The 25,735-nt window shown below is 66.9% G+C and carries 25 protein-coding genes; 21 read left to right on the top strand and 4 right to left on the bottom strand.

Features of this window, described 5'->3' with window-relative positions:
- Positions 1 to 92: 92 nt before the first annotated feature.
- Together ACX9NE_RS17635 and ACX9NE_RS17630 are read left to right on the top strand one after the other, a co-directional pair.
- Positions 93 to 836 (top strand): TetR/AcrR family transcriptional regulator, encoded by a 744-nt coding sequence (locus tag ACX9NE_RS17635; protein ID WP_459362971.1) that lies wholly within the window; start codon positions 93 to 95, stop codon positions 834 to 836.
- A 132-nt stretch (positions 837 to 968) separates the two neighbouring features.
- A complete protein-coding gene (locus ACX9NE_RS17630; RefSeq protein ID WP_459362970.1) occupies positions 969 to 2,510 on the top strand; it encodes a flavin-containing monooxygenase in 1,542 nt (513 codons plus the stop codon).
- Here ACX9NE_RS17630 and ACX9NE_RS17625 read toward each other — a convergent pair.
- The gene (locus tag ACX9NE_RS17625) at positions 2,499 to 3,392 is read right to left on the bottom strand and encodes an SDR family NAD(P)-dependent oxidoreductase (RefSeq protein WP_459362969.1); all 894 of its coding nucleotides are present in this window, start codon (positions 3,390 to 3,392) and stop codon (positions 2,499 to 2,501) included. The two genes, ACX9NE_RS17630 and ACX9NE_RS17625, sit on opposite strands and share 12 nt — an antisense overlap.
- Before the next feature lie 96 nt (positions 3,393 to 3,488).
- Here ACX9NE_RS17625 and ACX9NE_RS17620 point away from each other — a divergent pair, with 96 nt between their 5' ends.
- From ACX9NE_RS17620 to nrdF, 4 genes are all read left to right on the top strand, one after another.
- Positions 3,489 to 4,073, top strand: coding sequence for a TetR/AcrR family transcriptional regulator (locus tag ACX9NE_RS17620; RefSeq protein ID WP_459362994.1), 585 nt, complete (start codon positions 3,489 to 3,491; stop codon positions 4,071 to 4,073).
- A 26-nt stretch (positions 4,074 to 4,099) separates the two neighbouring features.
- On the top strand, positions 4,100 to 5,128 hold the full coding sequence (locus tag ACX9NE_RS17615) for a YncE family protein (protein WP_459362968.1): 1,029 nt from the start codon (positions 4,100 to 4,102) through the stop codon (positions 5,126 to 5,128).
- 12 nt (positions 5,129 to 5,140) lie between these two features.
- Positions 5,141 to 5,779, top strand: coding sequence for a TIGR03085 family metal-binding protein (locus ACX9NE_RS17610; protein WP_459362967.1), 639 nt, complete (start codon positions 5,141 to 5,143; stop codon positions 5,777 to 5,779).
- 137 nt (positions 5,780 to 5,916) lie between these two features.
- Positions 5,917 to 6,891: a class 1b ribonucleoside-diphosphate reductase subunit beta gene (gene nrdF / locus ACX9NE_RS17605; protein WP_459362966.1), complete on the top strand. Its 975-nt coding sequence runs from the start codon at positions 5,917 to 5,919 to the stop codon at positions 6,889 to 6,891.
- Here nrdF and ACX9NE_RS17600 read toward each other — a convergent pair.
- Complete coding sequence (locus tag ACX9NE_RS17600) at positions 6,888 to 7,427, bottom strand: restriction endonuclease (RefSeq protein WP_459362965.1); 540 nt, start codon at positions 7,425 to 7,427, stop codon at positions 6,888 to 6,890. The genes nrdF and ACX9NE_RS17600 overlap by 4 nt on opposite strands.
- A gap of 168 nt (positions 7,428 to 7,595) precedes the next feature.
- On the opposite strand from ACX9NE_RS17600, the gene ACX9NE_RS17595 reads away from it, so the two are divergent.
- Positions 7,596 to 8,006: a DUF3349 domain-containing protein gene (locus ACX9NE_RS17595; RefSeq protein WP_459362964.1), complete on the top strand. Its 411-nt coding sequence runs from the start codon at positions 7,596 to 7,598 to the stop codon at positions 8,004 to 8,006.
- Between the two features lie 3 nt (positions 8,007 to 8,009).
- On the opposite strand, the gene ACX9NE_RS17590 is transcribed toward ACX9NE_RS17595, so the two are convergent.
- Both ACX9NE_RS17590 and ACX9NE_RS17585 read right to left on the bottom strand, forming a co-directional pair.
- Positions 8,010 to 9,050 (bottom strand): NAD(P)-dependent alcohol dehydrogenase, encoded by a 1,041-nt coding sequence (locus ACX9NE_RS17590; protein WP_459362963.1) that lies wholly within the window; start codon positions 9,048 to 9,050, stop codon positions 8,010 to 8,012.
- Positions 9,051 to 9,142: 92 nt separating this feature from the next.
- Entirely contained in the window at positions 9,143 to 10,213 is a 1,071-nt protein-coding gene (locus ACX9NE_RS17585) for an iron-siderophore ABC transporter substrate-binding protein (protein ID WP_459362993.1), read from the bottom strand.
- A 191-nt stretch (positions 10,214 to 10,404) separates the two neighbouring features.
- Between ACX9NE_RS17585 and ctaD the strand changes: the two genes are divergently transcribed.
- The 14 genes from ctaD (at position 10,405) to ACX9NE_RS17515 (ending at position 25,689) form a co-directional block, all read left to right on the top strand.
- Entirely contained in the window at positions 10,405 to 12,153 is a 1,749-nt protein-coding gene (ctaD, locus tag ACX9NE_RS17580; protein ID WP_459362962.1) for an aa3-type cytochrome oxidase subunit I, read from the top strand.
- A 24-nt stretch (positions 12,154 to 12,177) separates the two neighbouring features.
- Positions 12,178 to 13,413 carry a phosphoserine phosphatase SerB gene (serB, locus tag ACX9NE_RS17575; RefSeq protein ID WP_459362961.1) on the top strand — a complete coding sequence of 412 codons (1,236 nt, stop codon included), beginning with the start codon at positions 12,178 to 12,180 and terminating at the stop codon, positions 13,411 to 13,413.
- Positions 13,414 to 13,579: 166 nt separating this feature from the next.
- Positions 13,580 to 13,924 (top strand): ArsR/SmtB family transcription factor, encoded by a 345-nt coding sequence (locus tag ACX9NE_RS17570; RefSeq protein ID WP_459362960.1) that lies wholly within the window; start codon positions 13,580 to 13,582, stop codon positions 13,922 to 13,924.
- Between the two features lie 6 nt (positions 13,925 to 13,930).
- Positions 13,931 to 14,410, top strand: a complete 480-nt coding sequence (locus tag ACX9NE_RS17565; protein WP_459362959.1) for an NADH-quinone oxidoreductase subunit B family protein — start codon at positions 13,931 to 13,933, stop codon at positions 14,408 to 14,410.
- Between the two features lie 56 nt (positions 14,411 to 14,466).
- Complete coding sequence (locus ACX9NE_RS17560; protein WP_459362992.1) at positions 14,467 to 16,383, top strand: proton-conducting transporter transmembrane domain-containing protein; 1,917 nt, start codon at positions 14,467 to 14,469, stop codon at positions 16,381 to 16,383.
- Positions 16,384 to 16,388: 5 nt separating this feature from the next.
- Positions 16,389 to 17,339: a respiratory chain complex I subunit 1 family protein gene (locus ACX9NE_RS17555; RefSeq protein WP_459362991.1), complete on the top strand. Its 951-nt coding sequence runs from the start codon at positions 16,389 to 16,391 to the stop codon at positions 17,337 to 17,339.
- Between the two features lie 3 nt (positions 17,340 to 17,342).
- On the top strand, positions 17,343 to 18,005 hold the full coding sequence (locus ACX9NE_RS17550) for a hypothetical protein (RefSeq protein ID WP_459362958.1): 663 nt from the start codon (positions 17,343 to 17,345) through the stop codon (positions 18,003 to 18,005).
- Between the two features lie 14 nt (positions 18,006 to 18,019).
- Positions 18,020 to 19,477: a proton-conducting transporter transmembrane domain-containing protein gene (locus tag ACX9NE_RS17545; protein WP_459362957.1), complete on the top strand. Its 1,458-nt coding sequence runs from the start codon at positions 18,020 to 18,022 to the stop codon at positions 19,475 to 19,477.
- Positions 19,477 to 20,934, top strand: a complete 1,458-nt coding sequence (locus ACX9NE_RS17540; protein ID WP_459362956.1) for a hydrogenase large subunit — start codon at positions 19,477 to 19,479, stop codon at positions 20,932 to 20,934. Before ACX9NE_RS17545 ends, ACX9NE_RS17540 begins: the two co-directional genes overlap by 1 nt.
- A 155-nt stretch (positions 20,935 to 21,089) precedes the next feature.
- On the top strand, positions 21,090 to 21,932 hold the full coding sequence (locus ACX9NE_RS17535; RefSeq protein WP_459362955.1) for an ABC transporter ATP-binding protein: 843 nt from the start codon (positions 21,090 to 21,092) through the stop codon (positions 21,930 to 21,932).
- A gap of 44 nt (positions 21,933 to 21,976) precedes the next feature.
- On the top strand, positions 21,977 to 22,747 hold the full coding sequence (locus tag ACX9NE_RS17530; protein WP_459362990.1) for an NUDIX hydrolase: 771 nt from the start codon (positions 21,977 to 21,979) through the stop codon (positions 22,745 to 22,747).
- Complete coding sequence (locus ACX9NE_RS17525; RefSeq protein WP_459362954.1) at positions 22,744 to 23,511, top strand: enoyl-CoA hydratase; 768 nt, start codon at positions 22,744 to 22,746, stop codon at positions 23,509 to 23,511. Before ACX9NE_RS17530 ends, ACX9NE_RS17525 begins: the two co-directional genes overlap by 4 nt.
- Before the next feature lie 10 nt (positions 23,512 to 23,521).
- Entirely contained in the window at positions 23,522 to 24,505 is a 984-nt protein-coding gene (locus ACX9NE_RS17520) for a class I SAM-dependent methyltransferase (RefSeq protein WP_459362953.1), read from the top strand.
- Entirely contained in the window at positions 24,463 to 25,689 is a 1,227-nt protein-coding gene (locus ACX9NE_RS17515; RefSeq protein WP_459362989.1) for a class I SAM-dependent methyltransferase, read from the top strand. Before ACX9NE_RS17520 ends, ACX9NE_RS17515 begins: the two co-directional genes overlap by 43 nt.
- Positions 25,690 to 25,735 lie beyond the last annotated feature (46 nt).

Genomic DNA, 25,735 nt, shown 5'->3' with positions numbered 1-25,735 from the left:
TACGGCGTGCCGGGTCGTGAGATTCACACTCGGCGAGCGCAGGACCCGCGGTCTGCGCAGGTCAGCGGCTCCCAAGCGGTAAGGTGCTTGACGTGGTGAGAATGCCTCGACCCGTGTTGCCCCACCCGAGCCCGAAGCCCGGTGTGAAAGTCGACGCGCGCAGCGAGCGCTGGCGCGAGCACCGCACGAAGGTGCGTGCCGAAATCGTCGACGCCGCCTTTCGTGCCATCGACCGGCTGGGCCCGGAGCTGAGCGTGCGGGAGATCGCGGAGGAGGCCGGCACCGCCAAGCCGAAGATCTACCGGCATTTCACCGACAAGTCCGACCTGTTCCTGGCGATCGGGGAACGCCTGCGCGACATGTTGTGGGCGGCGATCTTCCCCTCGATCAACCTGGCCACCGACTCTGCCCGCCAAGTGATCCATCGCGCCGTCGAAGAGTTCGTCACCCTGCTTGACCAGCACCCCAATGTCATGCGGGTGTTCATCCAAGGCAGCTCGAGCGCCCAGTCCAAGGCCACGGTGCGGACCCTCAACGAAGGCCGCGAGATCACGCTGACCATCGCCGAGATGTTCAACAACGAACTGCGGGACATGGAACTCGACGCCGCAGCGCTCGAACTCGCGGCCTTCTCGGCCTTCGGGTGCGCAGCCTCGGCCACCGAATGGTGGCTGGGCCCCGAACCGGACAGCCCGCGTTCGATGACGCGCGAGCAGTTCGTGAGCCAGCTGACGACCATCATGATGGGTGTCATCGTCGGCACCGCCGAGACGCTGGGCATCGTGATAAACCCGGACAAGCCGATCCACGACGCGCTGCCCGCTGCGCTGCCGTGAGGTGAGCCTCAGCATCGTTGACATCATGGTGGGGATCCGTAACACTCGGATATATCCGATACCCCGGGTACTGGGTATCTGCGTCGAGCTGAGCACGCCCGCATACAGGGGCCACAACAGGAAAGATCCACCATGACCGACGTCGTGACCTCGGCGACCGAAGCAGCCGAGAAACCGCAGGCCGAGCCCATCCATACTCGCACCCTCATCATCGGGACCGGGTTCTCCGGCCTCGGCATGGCGATCGCCCTGCAGAAGGAGGGCGTGGACTTCGTCATCCTGGAAAAGGCTGACGATATCGGTGGCACGTGGCGCGACAACAGCTACCCCGGCTGTGCCTGCGACATCCCGTCGCATCTCTACTCGTTCTCATTCGAGCCCAAGCCGGACTGGAGGAATCCCTTCTCGTTCCAGGCCGAGATCTGGGATTACCTCAAGGGTGTCACCGAGAAGTACGGGCTGCGCCGCTACATCCACTTCAACTCCCTGGTCGACCGTGCCTACTGGGACGACGAGGAGTACCGCTGGCACGTGTTCACCGTCGACGGGCGGGAGTACGTGGCACAGTTTCTGGTCTCCGGAGCCGGGGCCCTGCACATCCCGTCCGTCCCGGACATCGACGGTCGTGACGAATTTGCCGGTGCCGCTTTTCATTCCGCGGAGTGGGACCACAGCGTCGACCTGACCGGCAAGCGGGTGGCTATCATCGGCACCGGCGCCAGCGCAATCCAGATCGTCCCCGAGATCGTCGGGCAGGTCGCCGAACTCCAGCTCTACCAGCGCACCCCGCCGTGGGTGGTGCCGCGTTCCAATCCCGAGATTCCGCCGGCGCTGCGCGCGGCCATGGAGAATGTGCCGGGGCTGCGCGCGCTGGCGAGACTGGCGATCTATTGGGGACAAGAGGCCCTCGCCTTCGGCATGACCAAGCGCCCCAATGCGCTGAAATTCATCGAGGCGTACTGCAAGTGGAACATCCGGCGTTCGGTGAAGGACCGCGAACTGCGCCGCAAGCTGACCCCGAAATACCGCATCGGTTGCAAGCGCATCCTGAACTCGTCGACCTACTACCGCGCGGTTGCCGACCCCAAGACGAAGCTGATCACCGAGGGAATCACCCGGATCACCCGCGACGGCATCGTCACCGCCGACGGCCGCGAACACAAGGCCGACGTGATCGTGTACGCCACCGGCTTCCATGTCACCGACTCCTACACCTACGTCCAGATCAAGGGCCAGCACGGCGAAGATCTGGTGGACCGGTGGAACCGCGAGGGCATCGGCGCCCACCGCGGCATCACCGTTGCCGACGTGCCCAACTTGTTTTTCCTGCTGGGCCCCAACACCGGACTGGGCCACAACTCGGTGGTCTTCATGATCGAGTCCCAGATCCACTACGTGGCCGACGCGATCGCCAAGTGCGACAAGATGGGTGCCCAGGCGCTGGCACCCACCCGCGAAGCACAGGACCGGTTCAACGCCGAACTGCAGCAGAAGCTGGCCGGTTCGGTGTGGAACAGCGGTGGTTGCAGCAGCTGGTATCTCGACGAGCACGGCAAGAACACGGTGTTGTGGGGTGGCTACACCTGGCAGTACTGGATGGCCACCCGCTCGCTGAAGCCGCAGGAGTACCAATTCCTGGGAGTGGGCAAGAGGTCGCGCAAGTCAGTTGCGTGACAACTGCTGTTCCGGCCTGGACGCACTGTGGGCAAACGACCGAAGGTTGCGGCGCACGATGCGGTCCAGCATCCGGTCGGGCAGCACACGGCTGATCCGCACCAGGATCGCGGCGTCGCGGCCGATGGTGTAGCGGGTGCGGGGGTGCCTCGCGGTGGCGGCCTTGGCGATCACCTTCGCGGCGTGTTCGGCCGGCACGCCGATCTCCATGAACGATCGCGCCTGTGCCGTCACGGCCGCATTGAGCTCGCCGTAGCGCGCGAGTTGCGCGGGGCTCATGTCCGCTATCAGCTCCTGCGCCGTCGCGATCCCGCGCTCCGGCATCGCGGTCTTGACCGCACCGGGTTCGACGACCACCACCTTGACTCCCAGCTCGGCGACCTCTCGGCGTAATGCGTCGCTGGCGGCCTCGAGGGCGAACTTCGAGCCCGCGTACGCGCCATAGGTCGGGAGGACCACCTTCCCGCCCACCGAGCTGATGTTCACGACGGTCCCCGAGCTGCTCAGCAGCGCGGGCAACAGCGCCTGGGTGATTGCGATATGACCGAACAGATTGACCTCGAACTGCCGGCGCCACTGCGCAATCGGCAGCGCTTCGACTGGTGAGTTGATCGCGATCCCGGCGTTGTTGATCAGCGCACGCAGCGGGCGCTGGTCGCGCGCGACCCGGTCGGCGACTGCGGCGACGTCGGAGTCGACGGTGATGTCGAGGATGTGCGGCTCGATCCCGTCCCCGCACAGCGCGTCGGCGTCAACCTCCCGTCTGACTCCGGCCAGCACGTGAAAACCCCGGCGGGACAGTTCTTTAGCGGTGGCCGCGCCCATTCCGGTGGAAGCACCGGTGACGACGATCAGTTCATTGCGGCAATCGGACGAGTTCATGACGGCCTCCGTGGGCATTTGAGTTGACGCTGTCATCTCAAACTACCAGTTGAGTTGACGCTGTCAACTCAACGACGGGCTTATGCTCGGCTGGTGATGACACGAGCGGAGAGTGCGGCGGCCACGCGCCGGTCGCTGCTCGAGGCTGCGGGACTGTTGCTCGACCACGGGGGAGTCGAGGCTGTGACCCTGCGCGAGGTCGGTGCTCGCAGCGGTGTGTCCCGTTCGGCGGCGTATCGCCACTTCGCCGATAAGGAATCTCTGCTTGCGGTGCTGGCGATGAATGCGTTGAACGAATTGGGCGATTCGCTCGAGGTGTTGGCCGCTGGCGACGATTCCCCCGAAGGGGTGCTGCGGTCTGCCCTGCTGTCGCTGATCGCCCTCGGGCGCAGCCGGCCGCACCTCTACCGCCTGATCTTCACCACGCCGCCGGCTGACCTGGCCGCAGCAGCGCAGGCCGGTGAACGCACGCAACATCTGTTCCTCGACATCGTCGGTCGCCTCACCGGCCCGCAGCAGGCCAGGCGCTACGGAGCGCTGCTGCTGGCCAGCGCTCACGGGATCGCCGGCCTGGATTTGAGTGGTCACCTGGATCTGGACAAGTGGCACACCGACGCGGAGGAACTCGTCGACACGATGATCGCTATGCTTTCGGCCGCGACTGTACCGGGAAATCCATGATGGCCGAAAGTCGTTGCAGGACAGCGGTGCAAGCACTGTGCGTCGCGTGGTCGGTGATCCTGTTGGTTGCCGGGTGCGGTCAGCCCGGTAGCGGGCCGCAGTCGGTGTCTACCGAGGGCAGTCGCCCGCCGGACGTTGGACTGCCGCCGGCCGCCGAACCCCGCCAAGGGCCGCCACCCGCTGACCCCCTCGTCGGACGGACCGTCGCGGTTGGCCGTTCACCCGAAGGCGTCGTGGTCGACGCGCAGACGCGAACCCTCGCCGTCGCGGTGCGCGACCCCGATGAGTTGGTACTGCTCAACGCCGACTCGGGCGCGGTGACGGGCCGGGTTCCTCTTCCGGGATCGGTCCGCCACCTCCAACTCGAGGCTCCCGGCGGGCCCGTACTGGTGCCGGTAGAAACCGCCGACGTACTGATCCGCGTCGAGTTGCCCCAAGGTAGGTCGCAGCCGGCCATTCACACCGGCGCACATCCGCACGACGCCGCCGCAGCGGCCAACGGTGCGGTGTTCGTCGCCAACGAACACGGCGGAACGGTGGCCGTGCTGCGCGGTGATCGGATCGTCAAAGTCTTCGCCGACCGGGTCCAGCCGGCCGGTACGGCCCCGGTGGGGACGTCGATGGGCGTGCTGGACGTGCGCAAGAACGACCTCACCGTCTATGACGCCGAACGGCTGACCATCGTGGGTTCGGCCCCGGCCGGGTCCGGCCCGACGCACCTGGTCGCCGACCGGCACGGGCGGATGATCGCCGCCGACACACGTGGTGATGCCGTGCGCGTGTTCACCCCGCTGCCCGCGCCGCGTGAGGTGGGTTTCGTCGTGCAGGCGGGCGGGCCGTACGGCATCGCCTACGACGCGGCGCGCGACCGGCTCTGGGTGGCGTCGTCGGGAACCAACGAAGTCGTCGGCTACGACATGACAGAGGCGAATCCGCGTGAGGTGCAACGATTTCCGACGGTGCAGAATCCGTACACCATCGGTGTGGACGCGGCTACCGGCCGGCTGTTCGTCGCCGGGGTGACCGCCGGTGTGGTGCAGATCATCGAATCCTGATGAGGCGCGAGGATGACTGACGTTCCGCTGGATACACAAGAGCGTCTTGCTTTTTGCGACCTCCTCGACGAACTGGGTCCGTTGGCGCCGACTCTGCTGGAGGGTTGGACGACTCACGATCTCGCCGCCCATATCCTGTTGCGCGAACGCGATCTGCTGGCCGGACCGTGCCTGGTGATGCCCGCTCCCTTTCAACGATTCGCAGAGCGGCGCAGGGCCGCGCTGGCCAAGAACAACGACTTCGGTTCGCTGGTCGCGCGGATCCGGTCCGGCCCGCCGGTGGGGATCTTCCGGCTTGAATGGGTGCGGTCCATGGCCAATCTCAACGAGTTCTTCGTTCACCACGAGGACGTGCGCCGCGCCAATCGGCGGGGCCCGCGCCGTCTGGCGCCCGAATTGGACGCCGCCTTGTGGCGCAACGTCCGGCGCCGCTTCCTGAGTCGGCGACTGGGCACGTGTGGGCTTGAGATCAACCGGGCCGGCACACGCGAGCAGGTGGTGTTGCGGCGGGGGGAACCGATGGCCAGTCTCGCTGGTTCGCCGGGCGAACTGCTGCTCTACCTCTTCGGCCGCACAGCGGCAGCGCAGGTCGACGTGGGCGGATCACCGCGAGCCGTCGCCGCGATGGCGCGAACGCGATTCGGGATGTGAACGCCTGCTGGTCGCGACACGCGGGAAACACAACTTATTGTGTTGCGCAACCTTGTCGGCCCCTAGGGGTAGTGTTTGAGGCCTAAGCACGTCCGGCGTTGCCGGCAGCCAAATCGGCCTGGTGAAGTGGGGTTGCGGTGAGTGGAAATGCAAAGCTGATCGACCGCGTTTCGGCGATCAACTGGAACCGTCTGCAAGACGACAAAGACGCAGAGGTCTGGGACCGGTTGACGGGAAACTTCTGGCTGCCCGAGAAGGTGCCGGTGTCCAACGACATCCCGTCCTGGGGCACGCTGACCCCCAGCGAGAAGCAGCTGACGATGCGGGTGTTCACCGGCCTGACGATGCTGGACACCATCCAGGGCACCGTCGGTGCGGTGAGCCTGATCCCCGACGCGCTGACCCCGCACGAGGAGGCGGTGTACACCAACATCGCATTCATGGAGTCGGTGCATGCCAAGAGCTACAGCCAGATCTTCTCGACGCTGTGCTCGACCGCCGAGATCGACGACGCGTTCCGCTGGTCGGAGGAGAACCCGAACCTGCAGCGCAAGGCCGAGATCGTGCTGCAGTACTACCGCGGCGACGAACCGCTCAAACGTAAGGTCGCCTCCACCCTGCTGGAGAGCTTCCTGTTCTACTCCGGGTTCTACCTGCCGATGTACTGGTCGAGCCGGGCCAAGCTCACCAACACCGCCGACATGATCCGGCTCATCATCCGCGACGAGGCGGTGCACGGGTATTACATCGGCTACAAGTACCAGCGCGGCCTGGCCCTGGAAGAGGAGGCCAAGCGCGCGGAGCTCAAGGACTACACCTACGAGCTGCTGTTCGAGCTGTATGACAACGAGGTCGAGTACACCCAGGACCTCTACGACGAGGTCGGGCTCACCGAGGACGTCAAGAAGTTCCTGCGCTACAACGCCAACAAGGCGCTGATGAACCTGGGCTACGAGGCGCTGTTCCCGCGCGACGAGACCGACGTGAACCCGGCGATCCTGTCCGCACTGTCACCCAATGCCGACGAGAACCACGACTTCTTCTCCGGTTCGGGGTCGAGCTACGTGATCGGCAAGGCCGTGGTCACCGAGGACGAGGACTGGGACTTCTAAGGAGAAGGCGGTAACTCCGGCGGCCGCACCCAGTTCTTTAGCACTGTGCGGCCGATCAATTGGCAGCCGTGGGTGCGTGCCAATTGCCTTGCGGCAGTGGTGAATTCCTGGTTGCTGACGACGATGCTGCGGGTGCAGCCGTGGTGGCGTGCGCCTGCCACCACCTCTTGGACGGCCGCAACGCCCACCGGTTTGCCGTACCGCTTGCACTGCACCGCCACATACCGGCCGTCCTTCTCGGCGACCAGGTCGACGCCGTAGTCACCGACGGGCGGGGTGAACGTGACCTGCCAGCCCGCGCGGCCGAGGCGGGTGGCGATGTAGCTTTCGAACTCGACACCGTCCATGGCATCGATCTCGCGCAGGGTCGTAGCGCGGCGTCCGCGACGCGTCCAATCCCGGTTGGCCAGCCACCCCATCAGTACCACGGACAGCAGCGCAAGGTAGAACGCCAGAATCCCGGCCGCCAGGCTGTGCTCGATGATGCCGGCGATTACCGCGACGATCAGCGGGACGGCGAGCAGGGTTGTCGTCATGCCCGGGTTATCGGGGGAACCGTCTGCACGGGCTGATGATAAGGCGGCGCGACGACAAGCCATCTCCGTTCGCCCGCACGTGTTCGTGTCGTGAACGACGCGTGAATTGTCGGATCAGCACGCCTGCGCAAGTGGCGTCGTCGACCTCGCTTTCGGGACACTGTGCGGGTGACGAAAGAGCAATCCGACTGCGCCCACCCCCACTTCTTTCGATCGGTGATCCGCTGGCTGCAGGCCGGCTATCCCGAAGGCGTGCCCGGGCCCGACCGGGTCCCGCTGTTCGCCCTGCTGCGCAGCACGCCCCTGACCTCGGATCAGCTGAAGGAGGTCATCGCCAATCTCACCGCGAAGGGCTCACCCGCGGTGGCCGACGGGGTCATCGACGGCAACGAAATCGCGGAACAGATTGCCGAATTGACGCACCACGACCCCGGCCCGGAAAACATCCGGCGAGTTGCGGCCACCCTGGCCGCCGCCGGCTGGCCGCTGGCCGGTATCGACGTCAGCGAAGTGATCCCGGGGGACGAGGACGGCGAAGCGGCCGAAGAGGTGGCCGCGCGGCTGAGGGCCGGACTGTAGCGCTTACAGCGTTGAGATGTCGATGACGAAGCGGTAGCGCACGTCGCTGGACAGCACGCGTTCGTAGGCTTCGTTGACGTAATCCGCTGCGATGACCTCGATTTCGGGTGTCACGTTGTGCTCGGCGCAGAAGTCGAGCATCTCCTGGGTCTCGGCGATACCGCCGATGTTCGACCCGGACAAGCTGCGCCGCGCCAACGCGAGCCCGAATGCCGGTACCTCCATGGGGTGCTCGGGAATGCCGAGCTCCACCATGGTGCCGTCGACGTCGAGCAGGTTCAGGTACCGGCCCAGCTCCAGGTTCGCCGAGACGGTGTTGAGGATCAGGTCGAAGCTGCTGCGCAATTTCTTGAAGGTGTCCGGGTCCGAGGTTGCGTAGTAATTGCTTGCGCCCAAACGTAATCCGTCTTCCATCTTCTTCAGCGACTGCGAGAGCACGCTCACCTCGCAACCCAGCGCCGCGCCCAGCTTGACGCCCATGTGGCCCAGCCCGCCCAAGCCGATGATGGCCAGCCGCGTGTCCGGGCCGGCCTTCCAGTGCCGCAGCGGGGAGAACAGCGTGATGCCCGCGCACAGCAACGGGGCCGCCGCATCCAGCGGCAGCGACTCGGGGATGCGCACGACGAAGTTCTCGTCCACCACGACGGCCTGACTGTAGCCGCCCTGGGTCGGGGTGCCGTCCTTGTCGGTGGAGTTGTAGGTGAAGGTGGCGCCCTTCTTGCAGTACTGCTCGAGGCCGGCGTTACAGCTGCTGCACTGCCCGCACGAGTTCACCATGCAGCCGACGCCGACGTGGTCGCCGACCTTGTGCCTGGTCACCTCGGAGCCGACTGCGGTGACGACGCCGGCAATCTCATGGCCGGGTACCACCGGATAGTTCGGCACGCCCCATTCGGCTTTGACGGTGTGGATGTCGGAGTGGCAGATTCCGGCGAACTTGATGTCGATGGCCACATCGTGCGGGCCGGGTTCGCGACGTTCGATGGTGGTCTTGGTCAACGGTTCGGTGGCCGACGTCGCGGCGTATGCGGAAACGGTGCTCATCATCATCCTCTGGGATCTGGATACGCTCTCACAAAAGATTAGCTAAGTTAACGGTCTCGGACCAGTTGCCGTGGGGTTGCGCTGGTCACCTCTCAGTTGATCGGGGCGTTGATCCACCGCAGATCATCGACGATGCCGCGGGCAGCGATCAGTCCTTCGCCGGTCTGCCAGATCTCGTCGTTGACGATGAAGATGCGGTTGTCGCGGTTTGCGCCGAGCCGGCGCCAAGGGGGGCTGTCCAGGACGGTGGCGGCGCGCTCGGCGGCTGCCGTGGACACGCACGAGACGTAAACGATGTCGGCGTCGGCGGCGGAGAAGTCCGGACTCCTGGCCAGGTCGGTGTCGGTGGTGCCGAACTCGATGTAGGGCTTGTCGGTGAACCGCTGCGGCGCCGGGCGGTCCACCCCGACGGCGTTCAGCACGCTGGCCGGAAAATTGCTGGACCCGTAGACACGCAGTGTGCTGGTGGTGAGTTGCACCACCGATACCTGAAAGTGGGCCGCGTCGTGCTTTGCGCCGATATCGGTGGCGCGTTGCCGGAACGCGTTGACGAGTGCGTTCGCCGCGCCGCCGCGGGCTGTCGCGGCTCCGACGCCGCGCAGGTTGTCCTCCCACGCCGCACCCGGGGCGGCGGTGAACACCGTCGGGGCAATCGCCGCCAGCTGCGGATACAGCGTCGGCGTCAGGGAGATCGACCCCAGGATCAAATCCGGGTGGGCCGCCGCAATGGCCCTCAGGTCCGGTGCGTTGCGCGAACCGGCGCCCGGCGCGTCGTGAATCACCTTGCCCAGGTAGGACGGCTGACTCGAGGATCCGTCCGGCAACGCCGCGGCGACCACCCGGGATTGCAGGCCCAGCGCACACAGAAAGTCGAGCTGGTCTCCGGACAGTACGACGATGCGTTGCGGGTCCGCCGGCACCTGCGCCTCGCCCGGCAGGACACCGGCAGCGTTGCGGGCCGGTCGTGGGGGACCGGCATCGGGCGGGGCCGGTTCACGCGCACAGGACTCCTCGGGCTTGCGGTCGTTGCCCAGCACCCCGGCGCCGGCGATCTGAGTGGTGGGCGTGACCATCGTCGAGGTCGCTGCCGGCTTGTCCGAACCGCAAGCGCCGCACGCCAGGACCAGCACCGCCGCGGACAGGGCGGCCAGGCTGGTTCGCAGGCCACCGGATCGCACGCGTCCGACGGTAACATCCGGCCCGCTCAGGCCGCACCGCAAGCGTCGGCGCGGGCCGCTCGCCGCATCAATTACGACAGTTTGTAGGACCAGCCCTACCGCCGCGCCGAACGCGGGCTAAGATTCGTCTCAGCATTGTTGTGCGCCCCTGTGCGGATGGATGTTTGGAGGAGCTGTTGACAGCCGAAGCGCCCCCCTTGGGAGGAGAACTCGAAGCCGTCCGTCCCTACCCGGCTCGAACCGGACCCAAGGGCAACCTGGTCTACAAGCTGATCACCACGACCGATCACAAGCTGATCGGCATCATGTACTGCGTCGCCTGCTTCATCTTCTTCATGATCGGCGGCCTGATGGCGCTGCTGATGCGGACCGAGCTCGCGGTACCCGGTCTGCAGTTCCTGTCGAATGAGCAGTACAACCAGCTGTTCACCATGCACGGCACGGCCATGCTGCTGTTCTATGCGACGCCGATCGTGTTCGGCTTCGCCAACCTGGTGCTGCCGCTGCAGATCGGCGCACCGGACGTGGCCTTCCCGCGGCTGAACGCATTCTCGTTCTGGCTGTTCCTGTTCGGGGCGACCATCGCGATCGCCGGCTTCATCACCCCTGGCGGTGCCGCGGACTTCGGCTGGACCGCCTACACCCCGCTGACCGACGCGATCCATTCACCTGGCGTCGGTGGAGACCTGTGGATCATGGGTATCGCCGTCGGTGGTCTGGGAACCATCCTGGGCGCGGTCAACATGATCACCACCGTGGTGTGCATGCGCGCACCGGGCATGACGATGTTCCGGATGCCGATCTTCACCTGGAACATCCTGGTGACCTCGGTGCTGGTGCTGATCGCCTTCCCGCTGCTGACCGCGGCGCTGTTCGGACTGGCCGCCGACCGCCACCTCGGCGCCCACATCTACGACCCGGCCAACGGCGGGGTTCTGCTGTGGCAGCACCTGTTCTGGTTCTTCGGTCACCCGGAGGTGTACATCCTGGCGCTGCCGTTCTTCGGTGTGGTCTCCGAGATCTTCCCGGTGTTCTCGCGCAAGCCGATCTTCGGTTACACCACCCTGGTCTACGCGACGCTGTCGATCGCCGCTTTGTCGGTCGCGGTGTGGGCCCACCACATGTTCGCCACCGGAGCGGTTTTGCTTCCTTTCTTCTCCTTCATGACCTTCCTGATCGCGGTCCCGACGGGGATCAAGTTCTTCAACTGGGTGGGCACAATGTGGAAGGGTCAGCTGACGTTCGAGACGCCGATGCTGTTCTCGATCGGCTTCGCCGTGACGTTCCTGCTGGGCGGTCTCAGTGGTGTGCTGCTGGCCAGCCCGCCGCTGGACTTCCACGTCACCGACACCTACTTCGTGATCGCCCACTTCCATTACGTGTTGTTCGGCACCATCGTGTTCTCCACGTACGCGGGCATCTACTTCTGGTTCCCGAAGATGACGGGCCGGCTGCTGGACGAGCGACTGGGCAAGCTGCACTTCTGGCTGACCTTCATCGGGTTCCACACCACGTTCCTGGTGCAGCACTGGCTCGGTGACCAGGGCATGCCGCGCCGCTACGCCGACTACTTGCCCACCGACGGCTTCACCACGCTGAACATCATCTCCACCGTCGGGGCGTTCATCCTGGGCATCTCGATGTTCCCGTTCGTGTGGAACGTCTTCAAGAGCTGGCGTTACGGCGAGGTGGTGACCGTTGACGACCCGTGGGGATACGGCAATTCGCTGGAGTGGGCCACCAGTTGCCCGCCGCCGCGGCACAACTTCACCGAGCTGCCGCGAATCCGGTCGGAGCGCCCGGCATTCGAGCTGCACTATCCGCACATGGTGGAACGGCTGCGTGCCGAAGCCCACATCGGGCGAAGCCACGGCCCGTCCGACGGCGATGTCACCCGAGCGGACGACATCAGCGTCCGCACCTGATGGCCCGTAGCGGGGCAGTCGCGGGTGAGTAGGCCACCCAGGGTGTCGGTGCTGATCACGGTCACCGGCATCGACCAGCCGGGTGTCACGTCGGCCCTCTTCGGCGTCCTGGCCCGGCACCAGGTGGAGTTGCTCAACGTCGAACAGGTGGTGATCAGGGCGCGGTTGACGCTGGGCGTGCTGGTGTCCTGCCCGGCGGAGGTCGCCGACGGCACCGCGCTGCGCGACGACGTCGAAGCAGCCGTCCGCGACGTAGGGATGGACGTCACGATAGAGCGCAGCGACGACCTGCCGATCATCCAGGAACCGTCGACGCACACCATTTTCGTGCTCGGCCGCCCGATCACGGCGGGCGCCTTCGGCGCGCTCGCCCACGAAGTGGCCGGCCTCGGCGTAAACATCGATTTCATCCGCGGTGTGTCCGACTACCCCGTCACGGGCCTGGAGCTGCGGGTGTCGGTGCCGCCGGAGGCCGTGGGACCCCTGCAGAGCGCCCTGACCAGGGTGGCCGCCGAAGAGCACGTGGATGTGGCGCTCGAGGACTACGGTCTGGCCTGGCGCACCAAACGGCTGATCGTGTTCGACGTCGATTCGACCCTCGTCCAGGGCGAGGTGATCGAGATGCTGGCGGCCCGCGCGGGTGCCGAGGGCAAAGTCGCGGCGATCACCGAAGCGGCGATGCGCGGCGAGTTGGACTTCGCCAAGTCGTTGGAGCAGCGGGTCGCCACACTGGCCGGCCTGCCCGCCTCGGTGATCGACGATGTCGCCGACCAGCTGGAGCTGATGCCGGGCGCCCGCACCACGCTGCGCACGTTGCAGCGCTTGGGTTTTCGCTGCGGTGTGGTATCCGGCGGCTTTCGGCGCATCATCGAGCCGCTGGCCGAGGAACTCAAGCTGGATTTCGTGGCCGCCAATGAGCTGGAGATCATCGACGGCACCCTTACCGGCCGGGTGGTGGGAACCATCGTCGATCGCGCCGGCAAAGCCACCGCGCTGCGTGCCTTCGCCGAGCAGTACGGGGTGCCGATGGAGCAGACCGTCGCGGTCGGAGACGGCGCGAACGACATCGACATGCTGGCAGCCGCGGGCATGGGTATCGCGTTCAACGCCAAGCCCGCGCTACGTGAAGTGGCGGACGCATCGTTGAGCCATCCCTATCTGGACACCGTGTTGTTCCTGCTGGGCGTCACCCGCGGGGAGATCGAAGCCGCCGACGCGGTGGACGGCGTGGTGCGCCGGGTCGATATCCCTGCCCAATAGTTCGTCGGCCGGCCGGCGAGCAGTCCTACGCCCGCGGTAGTTACCCGCAAACAACACGCATTGTCACAAGCGTGCCGGTGCGATTTGTGCTGGCTCCCGCTGCGGAGTCGCCCATTACATGATAAATTCTTCAACTGTTAATTTGCTGAATTCTTAGTGAGGTCAGGTGTCGGAGCCGCTCTACAAATTGAAGGCCGAGTTCTTCAAGACGCTGGGGCATCCGGCACGGGTGCGGATCCTGGAACTGCTGTCCGAGCGAGACCACACCGTGGCCGAGCTGCTGCCTGAGGTCGGCCTTGAATCCTCGAACCTGTCCCAGCAGCTCGCCGTGCTGCGCCGGGCCGGAGTGGTGACGGCCAACAAGGATGGCAACACAGTGATCTACTCGATCACCTCGCCGCTGATCGCCGAACTGATGGCGGTGGCACGGCAAGTGCTGACTGGCATGCTGACCGGCCAGGTCGCGATGCTCGAAGACCTGCGCGCCGACGTCTCCGCGGCCAGGCAGTAGATTCCGGTGGGCTGGATCAGCAGAATTCTGCGGCTCGGCCGGGTCGCTGAAAGCATGGGCGAGCGACCCGCGCCTGCCGCGCCGCCGCCGACCGGGATCTGCGGATCATTACAGGTGCGCCACGTCGACGCCGGCTCGTGCAATGGCTGCGAGGTGGAGATCTCAGGTGCGTTCGGGCCGGTATACGACGCCGAGCGGTTCGGGGCGCGGCTGGTGGCGTCGCCGCGGCACGCCGACGCACTTCTGGTCACGGGTGTCGTGACCCGCAACATGGCACAGCCGCTTCGAAACACGCTTGCGGCCACTCCGCAGCCGCGAGTGGTGATCGCCTGCGGAGACTGTGCTCTCAACCGCGGCGTGTTCAGCGAGGCCTACGGGGTGATCGGCGCGGTCGGTGAGGTGATCCCGGTCGACGTCGAGGTCCCCGGCTGTCCACCGTCGCCGGACCAGGTGGTCGAGGCCCTGCGATCGGTGACGGGCAGGTGACGGCGACCCAGGAGGCCGCAAACGTTGGGCACTCGGATGCGCCTTCTCTCCGCGGAATCGGCGCGCCGGCCAGCGCACTGGTGACAGCGGGAATCGGGGCGGCCGGCGTGGGGCTGGGACTGACCTCGGTATTTGGTTCGCTGCCGGCGGTTCGGCTGCCCTGGCTGCTGCCGCTGAGCGGTGTGGAGCTCAACGCCAGTACGCTGGGTGGGTTCTTCATGGCGTTGACCGGCGCGGTGGCCGTCGTTGTCGGTATCTACAGCCTCGGATACCTGCGTCGCGAACGCCTCGGCCTCACCGCACAACTGATGTTGCCGCTCTTCGTCGCGGCAATGCTGCTGGTGCCCGCGGCTGATTCGGTCGCCACCTTCCTGCTTGGCTGGGAGCTGATGTCCATCAGTTCGCTGGTCCTGCTGGCTTCCGATCACCGACGTGCCGAAGTACGTTCCGCTGCAACTTATTACGCGGTGATGACGCAGCTGGGCTTCGCCGCGATCCTGCTCGGACTGATGGTGGCGGCCGCAGCGGTCGGTGCCGACCGGTTCGCGGACTGGACCAGTGTGCCGCGCGCAACACGTGACGTGGTTTTTCTGTTGACGTTGCTCGGTTTCGGTTCGAAAGCGGGCCTGTTGCCGTTGCACGCCTGGTTGCCGCGGGCTCACCCTGAAGCGCCGAGCCCGGTGTCTGCGTTGATGAGTGCCGCCATGGTCAACCTCGGCGTGTACGGGATCCTCAGGATAGATCTGCAGGTCCTCGGCCCTGGGCCGCGGTGGTGGGGTGCCACGCTGCTCGCGCTCGGCGCGGTCTCGGCCGTCTATGGGGTGCTGCAAGCCTCGGTGGCCGCGGACCTAAAACGCCTGCTCGGATATTCGACGATCGAGAACATGGGATTGGTCATCCTGGCGTTGGGTTCGGGCACGTTGCTGTCGGCGTGCGGTGCCCATGCGGCCGCCGTGATCGCGATCGCGGCAGCGCTGCTGCACCTGGTCGCGCACTGCGCGTTCAAAAGCCTGGGGTTCATGGCGGCCGGTTCGGTGCTGGTGGCTACCGGCCTACGGGACCTCGACCTGATGGGCGGCCTGGCCCGGCGGATGCCGCTCACCACAGCCCTTTTCGGTGTGGCTGCACTAGGCGCGTCAGGGTTGCCGCTCGGGGCGGGATTCGTCAGTGAGTGGTTACTGGTGCAGTCGCTGATTCACGCCCGGCCGGAACACAATTCGTTACTCGGACTGGTGACGCCGATCGGTGTGGGCGCCGTTGCTCTGACGACCGGGCTGGGCGTGGCCGCGATGGTGAAGGCGTTCGGGACCGGCTTCCTGGCGCGCCCCCGTTCCCAGAGTGTCGCCGATGCGCGAGAGGCGCCGGTCAGCATGCTGGTCGGGATGATGGTGGCCGCCATCGGCTGCGTCGTGGTCGCCCTGACGCCGTTCGCCGTCACGACTGCGCTGCAGTCGGTGCTCGACAGCGTTCCCGCGTCACGCGGCGCCGACCTGAGCGGACTCGGTATCGTGTTGCGCCTGCCCGGGATTGACGGCTCCATGTCGCCCACTTTGCTGGCCGGGGCCCTGACTGGTGTGCTCCTGGTGGTGCCGGTCCTGGCGCGGTGGGGCTCGCGGCACCGACCCGATCCGGTGAGTTCGCCCTTATGGGCCTGCGGCGCGGACGATCTCACACCGCGGATGCAGTACACCGCGACGTCGTTCGCCCAACCCCTGCAGCGCGTTTTCGACGACGTGCTGCGTCCGGACACCGGCATCGAGGTGACCCATCTGGAGGAGACCCGATACCATATCGAGCGGATCGCCTACCGCGCCAACGTCTCCGACGCCGTCGAAGACCGAATATACGCGCCGGTGCTACGCTCCGTCGCCGCATGCGGGCGGGCCATCCGTTTCGTCCACAACGGAAGTGTGCACCTCTACCTGGGTTACGGCGTTCTGGGCGTGCTGATCGTCTTAATGGTGGCGCGATGAACGTCATGTCCACCCTGGCCGGCGCGGCACAGATCGGCGCGGTCATGGCCGGGGCGCCGCTGGTGCTCGGGCTGATGCGCCAAGTTCGGGCGCGATTGGAGGGACGCTGTGGCGCAGGGATTTTGCAGCCCTGGCGTGACCTGCGTAAGCAGTTGCGCAAGCAACAGGTCACCCCGGACGGCACCACGTGGGTTTTCCGCGCCGCGCCGGTGCTGTTGGCAGCAACGACGCTGCTGATCGCAGCCATCGTGCCGCTGGCCGCGACAGGGTCGCCGCTTGATCCCGCGGTCGACCTGTTCGGCGTGGTCGGGCTGTTGTTTCTGGGCACGGTGGCGCTGACATTGGCCGGCATTGACACCGGCACCTCGTTCGGCGGAATGGGGGCCAGTCGCGAGATCACTATCGCCGCGCTGGTGGAACCGACGATCCTGCTGGCGGTGTTCGCACTGTCCATTCCCGCGCGGTCGGCCAATCTGGGCGCCATCGTCGGCTTCACCCTGGCCAACCCGGGCGAGGTGGTGTCGCTGGCGGCGATCCTTGCGTTCGTTGCCTTGGTGATCGTCATCATCGCCGAAACCGGACGACTGCCGGTGGACAACCCGGCCACCCACTTGGAACTGACGATGGTTCACGAGGCGATGGTGCTCGAATTCGCCGGGCCCAGGCTGGCACTCGTCGAATGGGCTAGCGCCATGCGGCTTACCGTCTTGCTGGCGGTGCTGGTGAACCTGTTCATACCGTGGGGAATTGCAGGTGACCGGCCGACCTTGCTCGGTGTGGGAATCGGTGTCGTGTCCATCAGCGTCAAGGTCTTCGCCGCGGCTGCGGTGCTGGCGGGCGCCGAGGTTTTCATCGCCAAGCTGCGGCTGTTCCGGGTGCCCGAACTGCTGGCAGGTTCATTCCTGTTGGCACTGCTGGCGGTCAGCTCAGCCAACTTCTTCGCGGCGCAAGGGTGACTGATGACCGACCTCGACTATGCGGGCATGCTCGACCTGGCGCCTGGTGGACTGGTACTGACCGCGGTGCTGATCGTGTGGCGGCGCGACCTGCGTTCGATCGTGCGGTTGCTCGCTCTGCAGGGCGTGGCACTGGCCGCGATTCCGATGATCGTCGGTGCGCACAGCCGCGATTGGGAATTGGTCGGAGTCGGGTGCGCGTTATTCGTGCTGCGCGCGGTGGTGTTGCCCTGGCTGCTCGCCCATGCGCTCGGCGCCGAGCAGCGACAACAGCGCGAGGCCACACCTTTGGTCAACAGCACCGCGTCGCTGCTGATCGCCGGCGCGCTGACGGTGGTCGCGCTGGCCGTCACCAGGCCGGTGGTCGACCTTGAACCCAGCGTCGCGGTCAGCGCCGTCCCGGCCGGGCTGGCGGTCGTGCTGATCGCCATGTTCGTGATGGTCACCCGGCGACACGCCGTCTCGCAGGCCGCGGGATTTCTGATGCTGGACAACGGGATTGCGGCCACGGCATTCCTGCTGACCGCAGGTGTGCCCCTGATCGTGGAACTCGGTGCCTCCTTGGATGTGCTGTTCGCCCTGATCGTGCTCGGCGTGTTGACCGGCCGGTTACGGCGCATGTTCGGGGGCACCGACCTCGACCGGCTGCAGAGATTGCGAGATTAATGATGCTGAGCAGTATGATTCTGGCACCGATACTGGCTCCCGCCGTCGCCGCCGCGACTGCCCTGGTGGCCGGGTGGCGTCGTTGGACAGCGGTGCTTACCGTGCTGTCCACGCTTGCCGTGCTCGGATGCGCAGTAGCGCTTGGCATCACGACCGGCGCGCGGCAGCAAATTGTGCTGGGCAGTGTGCTGCGCACCGACGCGCTCTCGGTGACCATGCTCATCGTGATCGGCGTCGTCGGCGCCCTGGCCACCTGGGCGAGCGTCGGTTACGTCGAGGCCGAACTCGTCCACGGCCGCACCGACCAGCGCGACGCGCGGCTGTACGGCACGCTGATCCCGGCGTTTCTCGCGTCAATGGCAGTTGCGGTGTCGGCCAACAACATCGGGGTGATCTGGGTGGCGGTGGAAGCAACGACGGTGATCACAGCGTTCCTTGTCGGACACCGTCGCACCGCCACGGCGTTGGAGGCTACTTGGAAGTACGTGGTGGTCTGCTCGGTGGGCATCGCCGTCGCGTTCCTGGGCACGGTCCTGCTGTACTTCGCCGCGCGCCATGCCGACGCCGGCGGGCCGGGCGCACTAAATCTCGATGTGCTGGCTTCCCGTGCCGCACAACTCGACCCGGCGGTCACCAGGCTGGCCGGCGGGCTGCTGCTGGTGGGATACGGGGCGAAAGTCGGGCTGGTTCCGTTCCACGGCTGGCTGGCTGACGCGCACAGCCAGGCGCCTGCCCCGGTGTCCGCGCTGATGAGCGGAGTGCTTCTCTCCGTTGCCTTTTCAGTGCTCATTAGGCTACGGCCGATCATCGATGCCGCCGTCGGTTCGGGCTTCCTGCGCACCGGTCTGCTCACCGTCGGTCTCGCCACCGTCCTGGTCGCGGCGTTGTTGCTCACTGTCGCAACCGATCTCAAGAGGATGCTGGCGTACTCCTCGATGGAGAACATGGGGCTGATCGCGGTGGCGGCGGCGGCGGGCACCAAGCTCGCGATCGCGGCACTGCTGCTGCACGTAATGGCACACGGCATCGGCAAGACCGTGCTGTTTCTGGTCGGCGGGCAGTTGCAGTGCGCCCACGGCTCGACAGCGATCGACGACATCAGTGCCGTCTTGTCGCGATCCCGGTTGATCGGTGTGTCGTTCGCAGTCGGGATGGTCGTCCTGCTTGGGCTGCCACCGTTCGCCATGTTCGCCAGTGAGATTTCGATCGCTCGGTCGCTGGCTGGCGCCCGGCTGTCCTGGGCGCTGGGGGTTGCGTTGCTGTTGATGGTGGTGGCGTTTGCTGCCTTGGCGGGCAATTCGACACGCATGCTGCTCGGGGCGCCGGGCACACAAGCGCCGCCCATCGCCGTGCCAGCGACCGTAGCGGGCGCTCTGGTGACCGGTGTTGTGGCATCGTTGGTGCTTGGTGTCACGGCCGGTCCGCTCACCGGGTTGTTTAGTGTCGCAGCGGCCCAGTTCGGAGCGGATTGATGCAGCGTCGTCAGGTCAGCGCCGACGAGCTCGCACTCGCAGTGGGGGAGTTGCTGGACAACGGTTTTCGCCTGGCATTGGTGGCCGCCCACGATGACGGCGACGAGCTGAGGATCGTATACCTGTTGCTGTGTGGCCCGCCGGACCGCCGAATAGAGCTCACCCTGACCACGAATGCGACCAACCCGTCGGTGCCGTCGCTGGGACATCTGTCGATTCCCGCGGGTCGCTTCGAGCGGGAGATGATGGATCTCTACGGTGTGGTGCCGGTGGGACACCCGCAGCCGCGGCGGTTGGTCAGCCACGCGCACTGGCCGCTGGGCTGGCATCCGATGCGCCGTGATGCCGGACCGCCGCCGGAGTTCGCGACACAGGGCGGTTTCCCGTTCGTGACCGTCGACGGTCCGGGAGTGTACGAAATTCCGGTGGGACCGGTGCATGCCGGTTTGATCGAGCCGGGGCACTTCCGGTTTTCCGTCATCGGTGAATCGGTACTGCGGCTCAAGGCGCGACTGTGGTTCGTGCACAGGGGAGTCGAGAAGCTTTTCGAAGGCCGGACCGCCGCAGCCGCGGTCGAGTTAGCCGAGCGGATCAGCGGAGACAGTTCGGCGGCTCACAGCCTCGCTTACAGCCTGGCGGTGGAAGACGCGCTCGGCATCCAGCTACCCGAGCCGGCGCACGGGTTGCGGGCGTTGCTGGTCGAACTGGAACGGCTCTACAACCATGCCGCCGATCTCGGCGCGCTGGCCAACGACGTCGGCTTCGCGCTGGCGAACACCCATGCCCAGCGGGTGCGCGAATGCGTGTTGCGGATCAACGGTCGCGTCACTGGACACCGCCTGCTTCGCAGTGCGATCCGGCCCGGAGGTGTTGTGCTGCAAGAACTACCAAGACGGCCAGAGCTGCGCGCACTGGCCGTTGAGGTAGCCGAGATCTGCGAACTGACCCTGGGCAATCCGATGATTTATGACCGGTTCGCCGACACGGCGGTGTTGAGCCGCGACGACGCCCACGCCCTGGGCTGTCTGGGCTACGTCGCCCGGGCCAGCGGAATCAGCACTGACGCGCGGCTGGACCACCCGAGCACTGCGCTGCCGGTCATCCCGGTCCGCCGCACCGAAGGGGACGTCTTGGCCCGCTACACGATTCGACGCGATGAGTTCGCCGCGTCCGTCGATCTGATCTGTGCGTTGATCGATCGGCACTGCGGCGATTTGGAGTACCGGGCACCACTGCCCGTAGCGTCCGGTGCGGGAGTGGGAATCGCGGAGGGCTGGCGCGGCACCGTCGTTCATCGCGTGGAGGTCGACGACGGGACGATCACGCGGTGCAAGGTGGTCGATCCGTCCTGGTTCAACTGGCCCGCGTTGCCCGTCGCGATGGCCGACACGATCGTCCCGGACTTTCCATTAGCCAACAAGAGCTTCAACCTCTCGTACGCGGGCAACGACCTCTGACCGCGAGCAGCTATCCGGAGCGCAGCCCCGCGGTTAGCCGCGCGACCAGACACAAAATCGCCGTGGAGCGGATGCTCCACCGCGATTTTGTGTCTGCTCGTGGGGTAACGCGACCCGGCAACCAGGGCGGGGGCGCGGTACGGCACGATGGGCGAGTGTCCGAACCCGGCTCTCTCGAAGCCGATCCCGACCTGCTGATCGACTTCAGACACGTGTCGCTGCGCCGCGGCGGGCGCACCCTGGTGGGCCCGCTCGACTGGGCCGTCGAACTCGATGAACGCTGGGTGATCATCGGTCCCAACGGCGCCGGCAAGACGTCGCTGCTGCGCATCGCCGCTGCCGCGGAACACCCGTCCAGCGGCACGGCGTTCGTACTGGGGGAGCGGCTGGGCCGGGTGGACGTCAGCGAGCTGCGGTCCCGCATCGGGTTGAGTTCTTCGGCGCTGGCGCAGCGCATCCCCTCCGACGAGGTGGTGCGCGATCTCGTCGTGTCCGCCGGCTATTCGGTGCTGGGTCGCTGGCGGGAGCGCTACGAGGACGTCGACTACCGCCGCGCGATCGACATGCTCGAGAGCCTGGGCGCCGAGCATCTCGCCGATCGCACCTACGGGACACTGTCCGAAGGCGAACGCAAGCGGGTGCTGATCGCGCGCGCCCTGATGACCGATCCGGAGCTACTGCTGCTCGACGAGCCGGCCGCCGGCCTGGACCTGGGTGGTCGCGAGGAACTGGTGGCCCGGCTGGCCGACCTGGCTGCCGACCCCGACGCTCCCGCGCTGGTGCTGGTCACTCACCACGTCGAGGAGGTGCCGCCCGGGTTCAGCCACTGCCTGCTGTTGTCGGAGGGCCAGGTCGTCGCGTCCGGCCTGCTGCCCGACGTGCTGACCGCCGAGAATCTCTCCGTCGCGTTCGGCCAGCGGATCGCGCTCGACGTGGCCGACGGGCGCTACTTCGCCCGGCGAGTCCGCACCCGCGCAGCCCACCGGAGACACCCGTGACGGAACCGCACGTGCCGCTCCCGGCGCGGCCGGCCGCAACCGTGATGCTGGTCCGCGACGCCCCCGCAGGCCTCCATATCTTCCTGATGCGCCGCCACTCCGCCATGGAGTTCGCCCCGGGGGTGATAGTTTTTCCCGGCGGCGGGGTCGACGACCGCGACCGCAACGCCGACATAGCGTGGGGGGGTCCGCCGCCGGACTGGTGGGCACAGCGGTTCGGCATCGAAACCGACCTTGCCATCGCGCTGGTCTGCTCGGCGGCGCGGGAGACGTTCGAGGAGTCCGGCGTGCTGTTCGCCGGACCGGCCGACGATCCCGACAGTATCGTCGGCGACGCCGCGGTGTACCGGGAGTCGCGCCATGCACTGGCCGACCGGACGTTGTCTTTCGCGGACTTCCTGCGCCGCGAGAACCTGGTGCTTCGTTCGGATCTACTGCGGCCGTGGGCGAACTGGGTCACGCCCGAGGCCGAGCGCACGCGCCGCTATGACACCTACTTCTTCGTGGCGGCCCTGCCCGAGGGGCAGCGCGCCGACGGCGAGAACACCGAGTCCGATCTGTCGGGCTGGGCGTTGCCGCAGGACGCGATCGCCGACTTCGAGGCCGGTCGAAATGTGTTGCTGCCACCGACCTGGACGCAGCTCGATTCCCTGGCCGGCCGCAGCGTGGCCGAAGTGCTGGCCGTGGAACGTCAGATCGTGCCCGTGCAGCCGCTGCTGGAAAAGCGCGGCGACAACTGGGTTTTCGAGTTCTTCGATTCCGAGCGCTACCACCGCGCCCGTGAAGCCGGTGGATCGATGAAGTGGCCCCTGTGAGCGAGTTCGTCAGTGTTGTGGTCAGCGACGGCTCGCAAGATCCGGGCCTGGCCATGCTGCTGCTGTCACGGCCACCCACCAACGCGATGACGCGCCAGGTCTACCGGGAGATCATCGCCGCTGCCCACGAGCTGAGCCGGCGCGAAGATGTCGCGTCGGTGATCCTGTTCGGCGGCCACGAGATATTCTCCGCCGGCGACGACATGCCCGAGCTACGGACCCTGAACGCGGCCGAGGCAGCCACCGCGGCCCGGGTGCGGCGCGAGGCCGTCGACGCGGTGGCCGCGATCCCCAAGCCGACCGTGGCTGCCATCACCGGCTACGCGCTGGGCGCCGGCCTGACGCTGGCGCTGGCCGCCGATTGGCGGGTCAGCGGTGACAACGTGAAGTTCGGCGCGACCGAGATCCTGGCCGGCCTGGTGCCCGGTGGTGGTGGTATGTCCCGGCTGACCCGCGCGGTCGGGTCCAGCCGGGCCAAAGAGCTGGTCTACAGCGGTCGTTTCTTCGACGCCGAGGAGGCGTTGTCGCTGGGTCTGATCGACGACATGGCGGCTCCGGACAATGTCTACGACGTGGCGGCGGCCTGGGCGAGGCGTTTTCTCGACGGTCCGCGCCCCGCCCTCGCCGCGGCGAAAGCCGGCATCAACGCCGTCTACGACTGCTTCGCGGAAAGCGACCGGCATGCGGCCGAAGACCGCCGCTATGTCGAGGTATTCACCGCAGCTCAGGGCGCTGGCGCCGAGGGCACTGCCGCGGACGGTTAGGCTGCCCTGCATGACGAGGAGTTCTGAAATCCCCGCTGACGCCGCGCCCAACCCGCACCCCACCGCCGAGCAGGTGGAGGCGGCCCGGCACGACAGCAAGCTCGCGCAGGTGCTCTACCACGACTGGGAAGCCGAGAGCTATGACGACAAGTGGTCCATCTCCTACGACCAGCGGTGCATCGACTACGCCCGCGGCCGCTTCGACGCGATCGTGCCTGCCGAGGTCGTCCGCGAGCTGCCGTATGACCGTGCGCTGGAACTGGGGTGTGGCACCGGATTCTTCTTGCTCAACCTGATCCAGGCCGGGGTGGCCCGGCGTGGGTCGGTCACTGATCTGTCGCCCGGCATGGTCAAGGTCGCCACCCGCAACGGGCAGTCGCTGGGCCTGGACGTCGACGGCCGGGTTGCCGACGCCGAGGGCATCCCGTACGACGACGACACCTTCGACCTGGTGGTGGGGCACGCCGTGCTGCACCACATCCCCGATGTCGAGCTGTCCCTGCGGGAAGTGCTGCGCGTCCTCAAGCCGGGCGGCCGTTTCGTGTTCGCCGGCGAGCCGACCACTGTCGGCAACGGGTACGCCCGGGCCCTGGCGGACCTGACCTGGAACGTCACCATCCGCGCCGTGAAGCTGCCCGGCCTGGGCAGCTGGCGCCGCCCGCAGGAGGAGATCGACGAGAACTCGCGGGCCGCGGCCCTGGAATGGATCGTCGACCTGCACACCTTCGACCCCAAAGACCTGGAGCGGATGGCCACCAGCGCCGGGGCGGTGGACGTGCGCACCGCCAGCGAGGAGTTCACCGCCGCCATGCTCGGCTGGCCGGTGCGCACTTTCGAGTCCACGGTGCCGCCGGGGAAGCTCGGCTGGGGCTGGGCGAAGTTCGCGTTCAACGGCTGGAAGGCGCTGAGCTGGGTGGACGCCAGCATCTGGCGGCATGTCGCCCCGAAGGGCTGGTTCTACAACGTCATGGTCACCGGGGTCAAACCCTCCTGACGGCTTTCACCTGCCACGACGTCCGTTACCTGCGCTCGGAGTCGGGCGCCGCGTCGTTGGCGGCGGTTGCTGAATTGGAGTTGAGCGACGCCAGCCGGATCGCCGACATCGCCGCGGTGCGCGGCCGGTTCGGTGAGCGGGCTGCGGTGCTGGTGGAGACCACGCTGCTACGTCGCAAGGCCACCGACAAGCTGGCCGAGCTGGGCGACGTCTCGGGCTGGCTGTTTACCGGCGAAGCGCTGCAGCAGGCCACCGCCGCACCGGTGGCGCTGCACCGCGCGGTCCGGCTGGCCGGACGGGTGGTGCACGACGCAACCTGCTCGATCGGCACGGAGCTGGCAGCCCTCGCCGGCGTGGCCGAGCGGGTGATCGGCAGCGACATCGATCCCGTCCGGCTGGCGATGGCGCGTCACAACCTGGGCACCATGACACCACTCTGCCGGGCCGATGCGCTGCGTCCGGTCACCCGCGACGCCGCCGTCATCGTCGATCCCGCCAGGCGCAGCAGCGGCCGTCGCCGCTTCAACCCGGCCGACTACCGGCCCGCCCTGGGCCCGTTACTGGCGGCCTACCGCGGCCGGGACGTCGCGGTGAAGTGTTCTCCTGGAATCGATTTCGACAAGATCAGCCGACTCGGATTCGACGGGGAGATCGAGGTGACGTCCTACCGCGGCTCGGTCCGGGAGGCGTGCCTGTGGTCGGGCGGTCTGGCCCAGCCCGGTGTGCGGCGACGCGCGAGCCTCCTCGATCGTGACGAACACATCACCTCAGCAGATCCGGACGACTGCGCGGTGGGGCCGGCAGGCCGATGGATCGTCGATCCCGACGGCGCCGTGGTCCGGGCCGGGCTGGTGCGTCACTACGCCGCCCGGCACGGGTTGTGGCAACTCGACCCCCAGATCGCCTACCTGTCCGGTGATCGGCTGCCGCCCGGCGTGCGTGGCTTCGAGGTGCTCGAACAGTTGGCCTTCGACGAACGCCGGCTGCGTCAGACGCTGTCCGCCCTGGGCTGCGGAACCCTGGAAATTCTGGTCCGCGGGGTGCAGGTCGACCCCGACGCCTTGCGTCGTCGGCTGCGGCTGCGCGGTGACACGGCGCTCTCGGTCGTGATCGCCCGGATCGGACGGGGCGGCCCGAAGAGTGCCGGTCACGCGGTGGCCTACGTTTGCTGTCCGTCTCGGTAACGCCAGGTACGCTGGCGGCGATTACCTCATAGGGCGTACTCGCGCC

The sequence above is a fragment of the Mycobacterium sp. ML4 genome (assembly GCF_054515735.1).
Note: the sequence above shows the minus strand (reverse complement) of the source record. Positions and strands in the feature narration are given on the sequence as shown.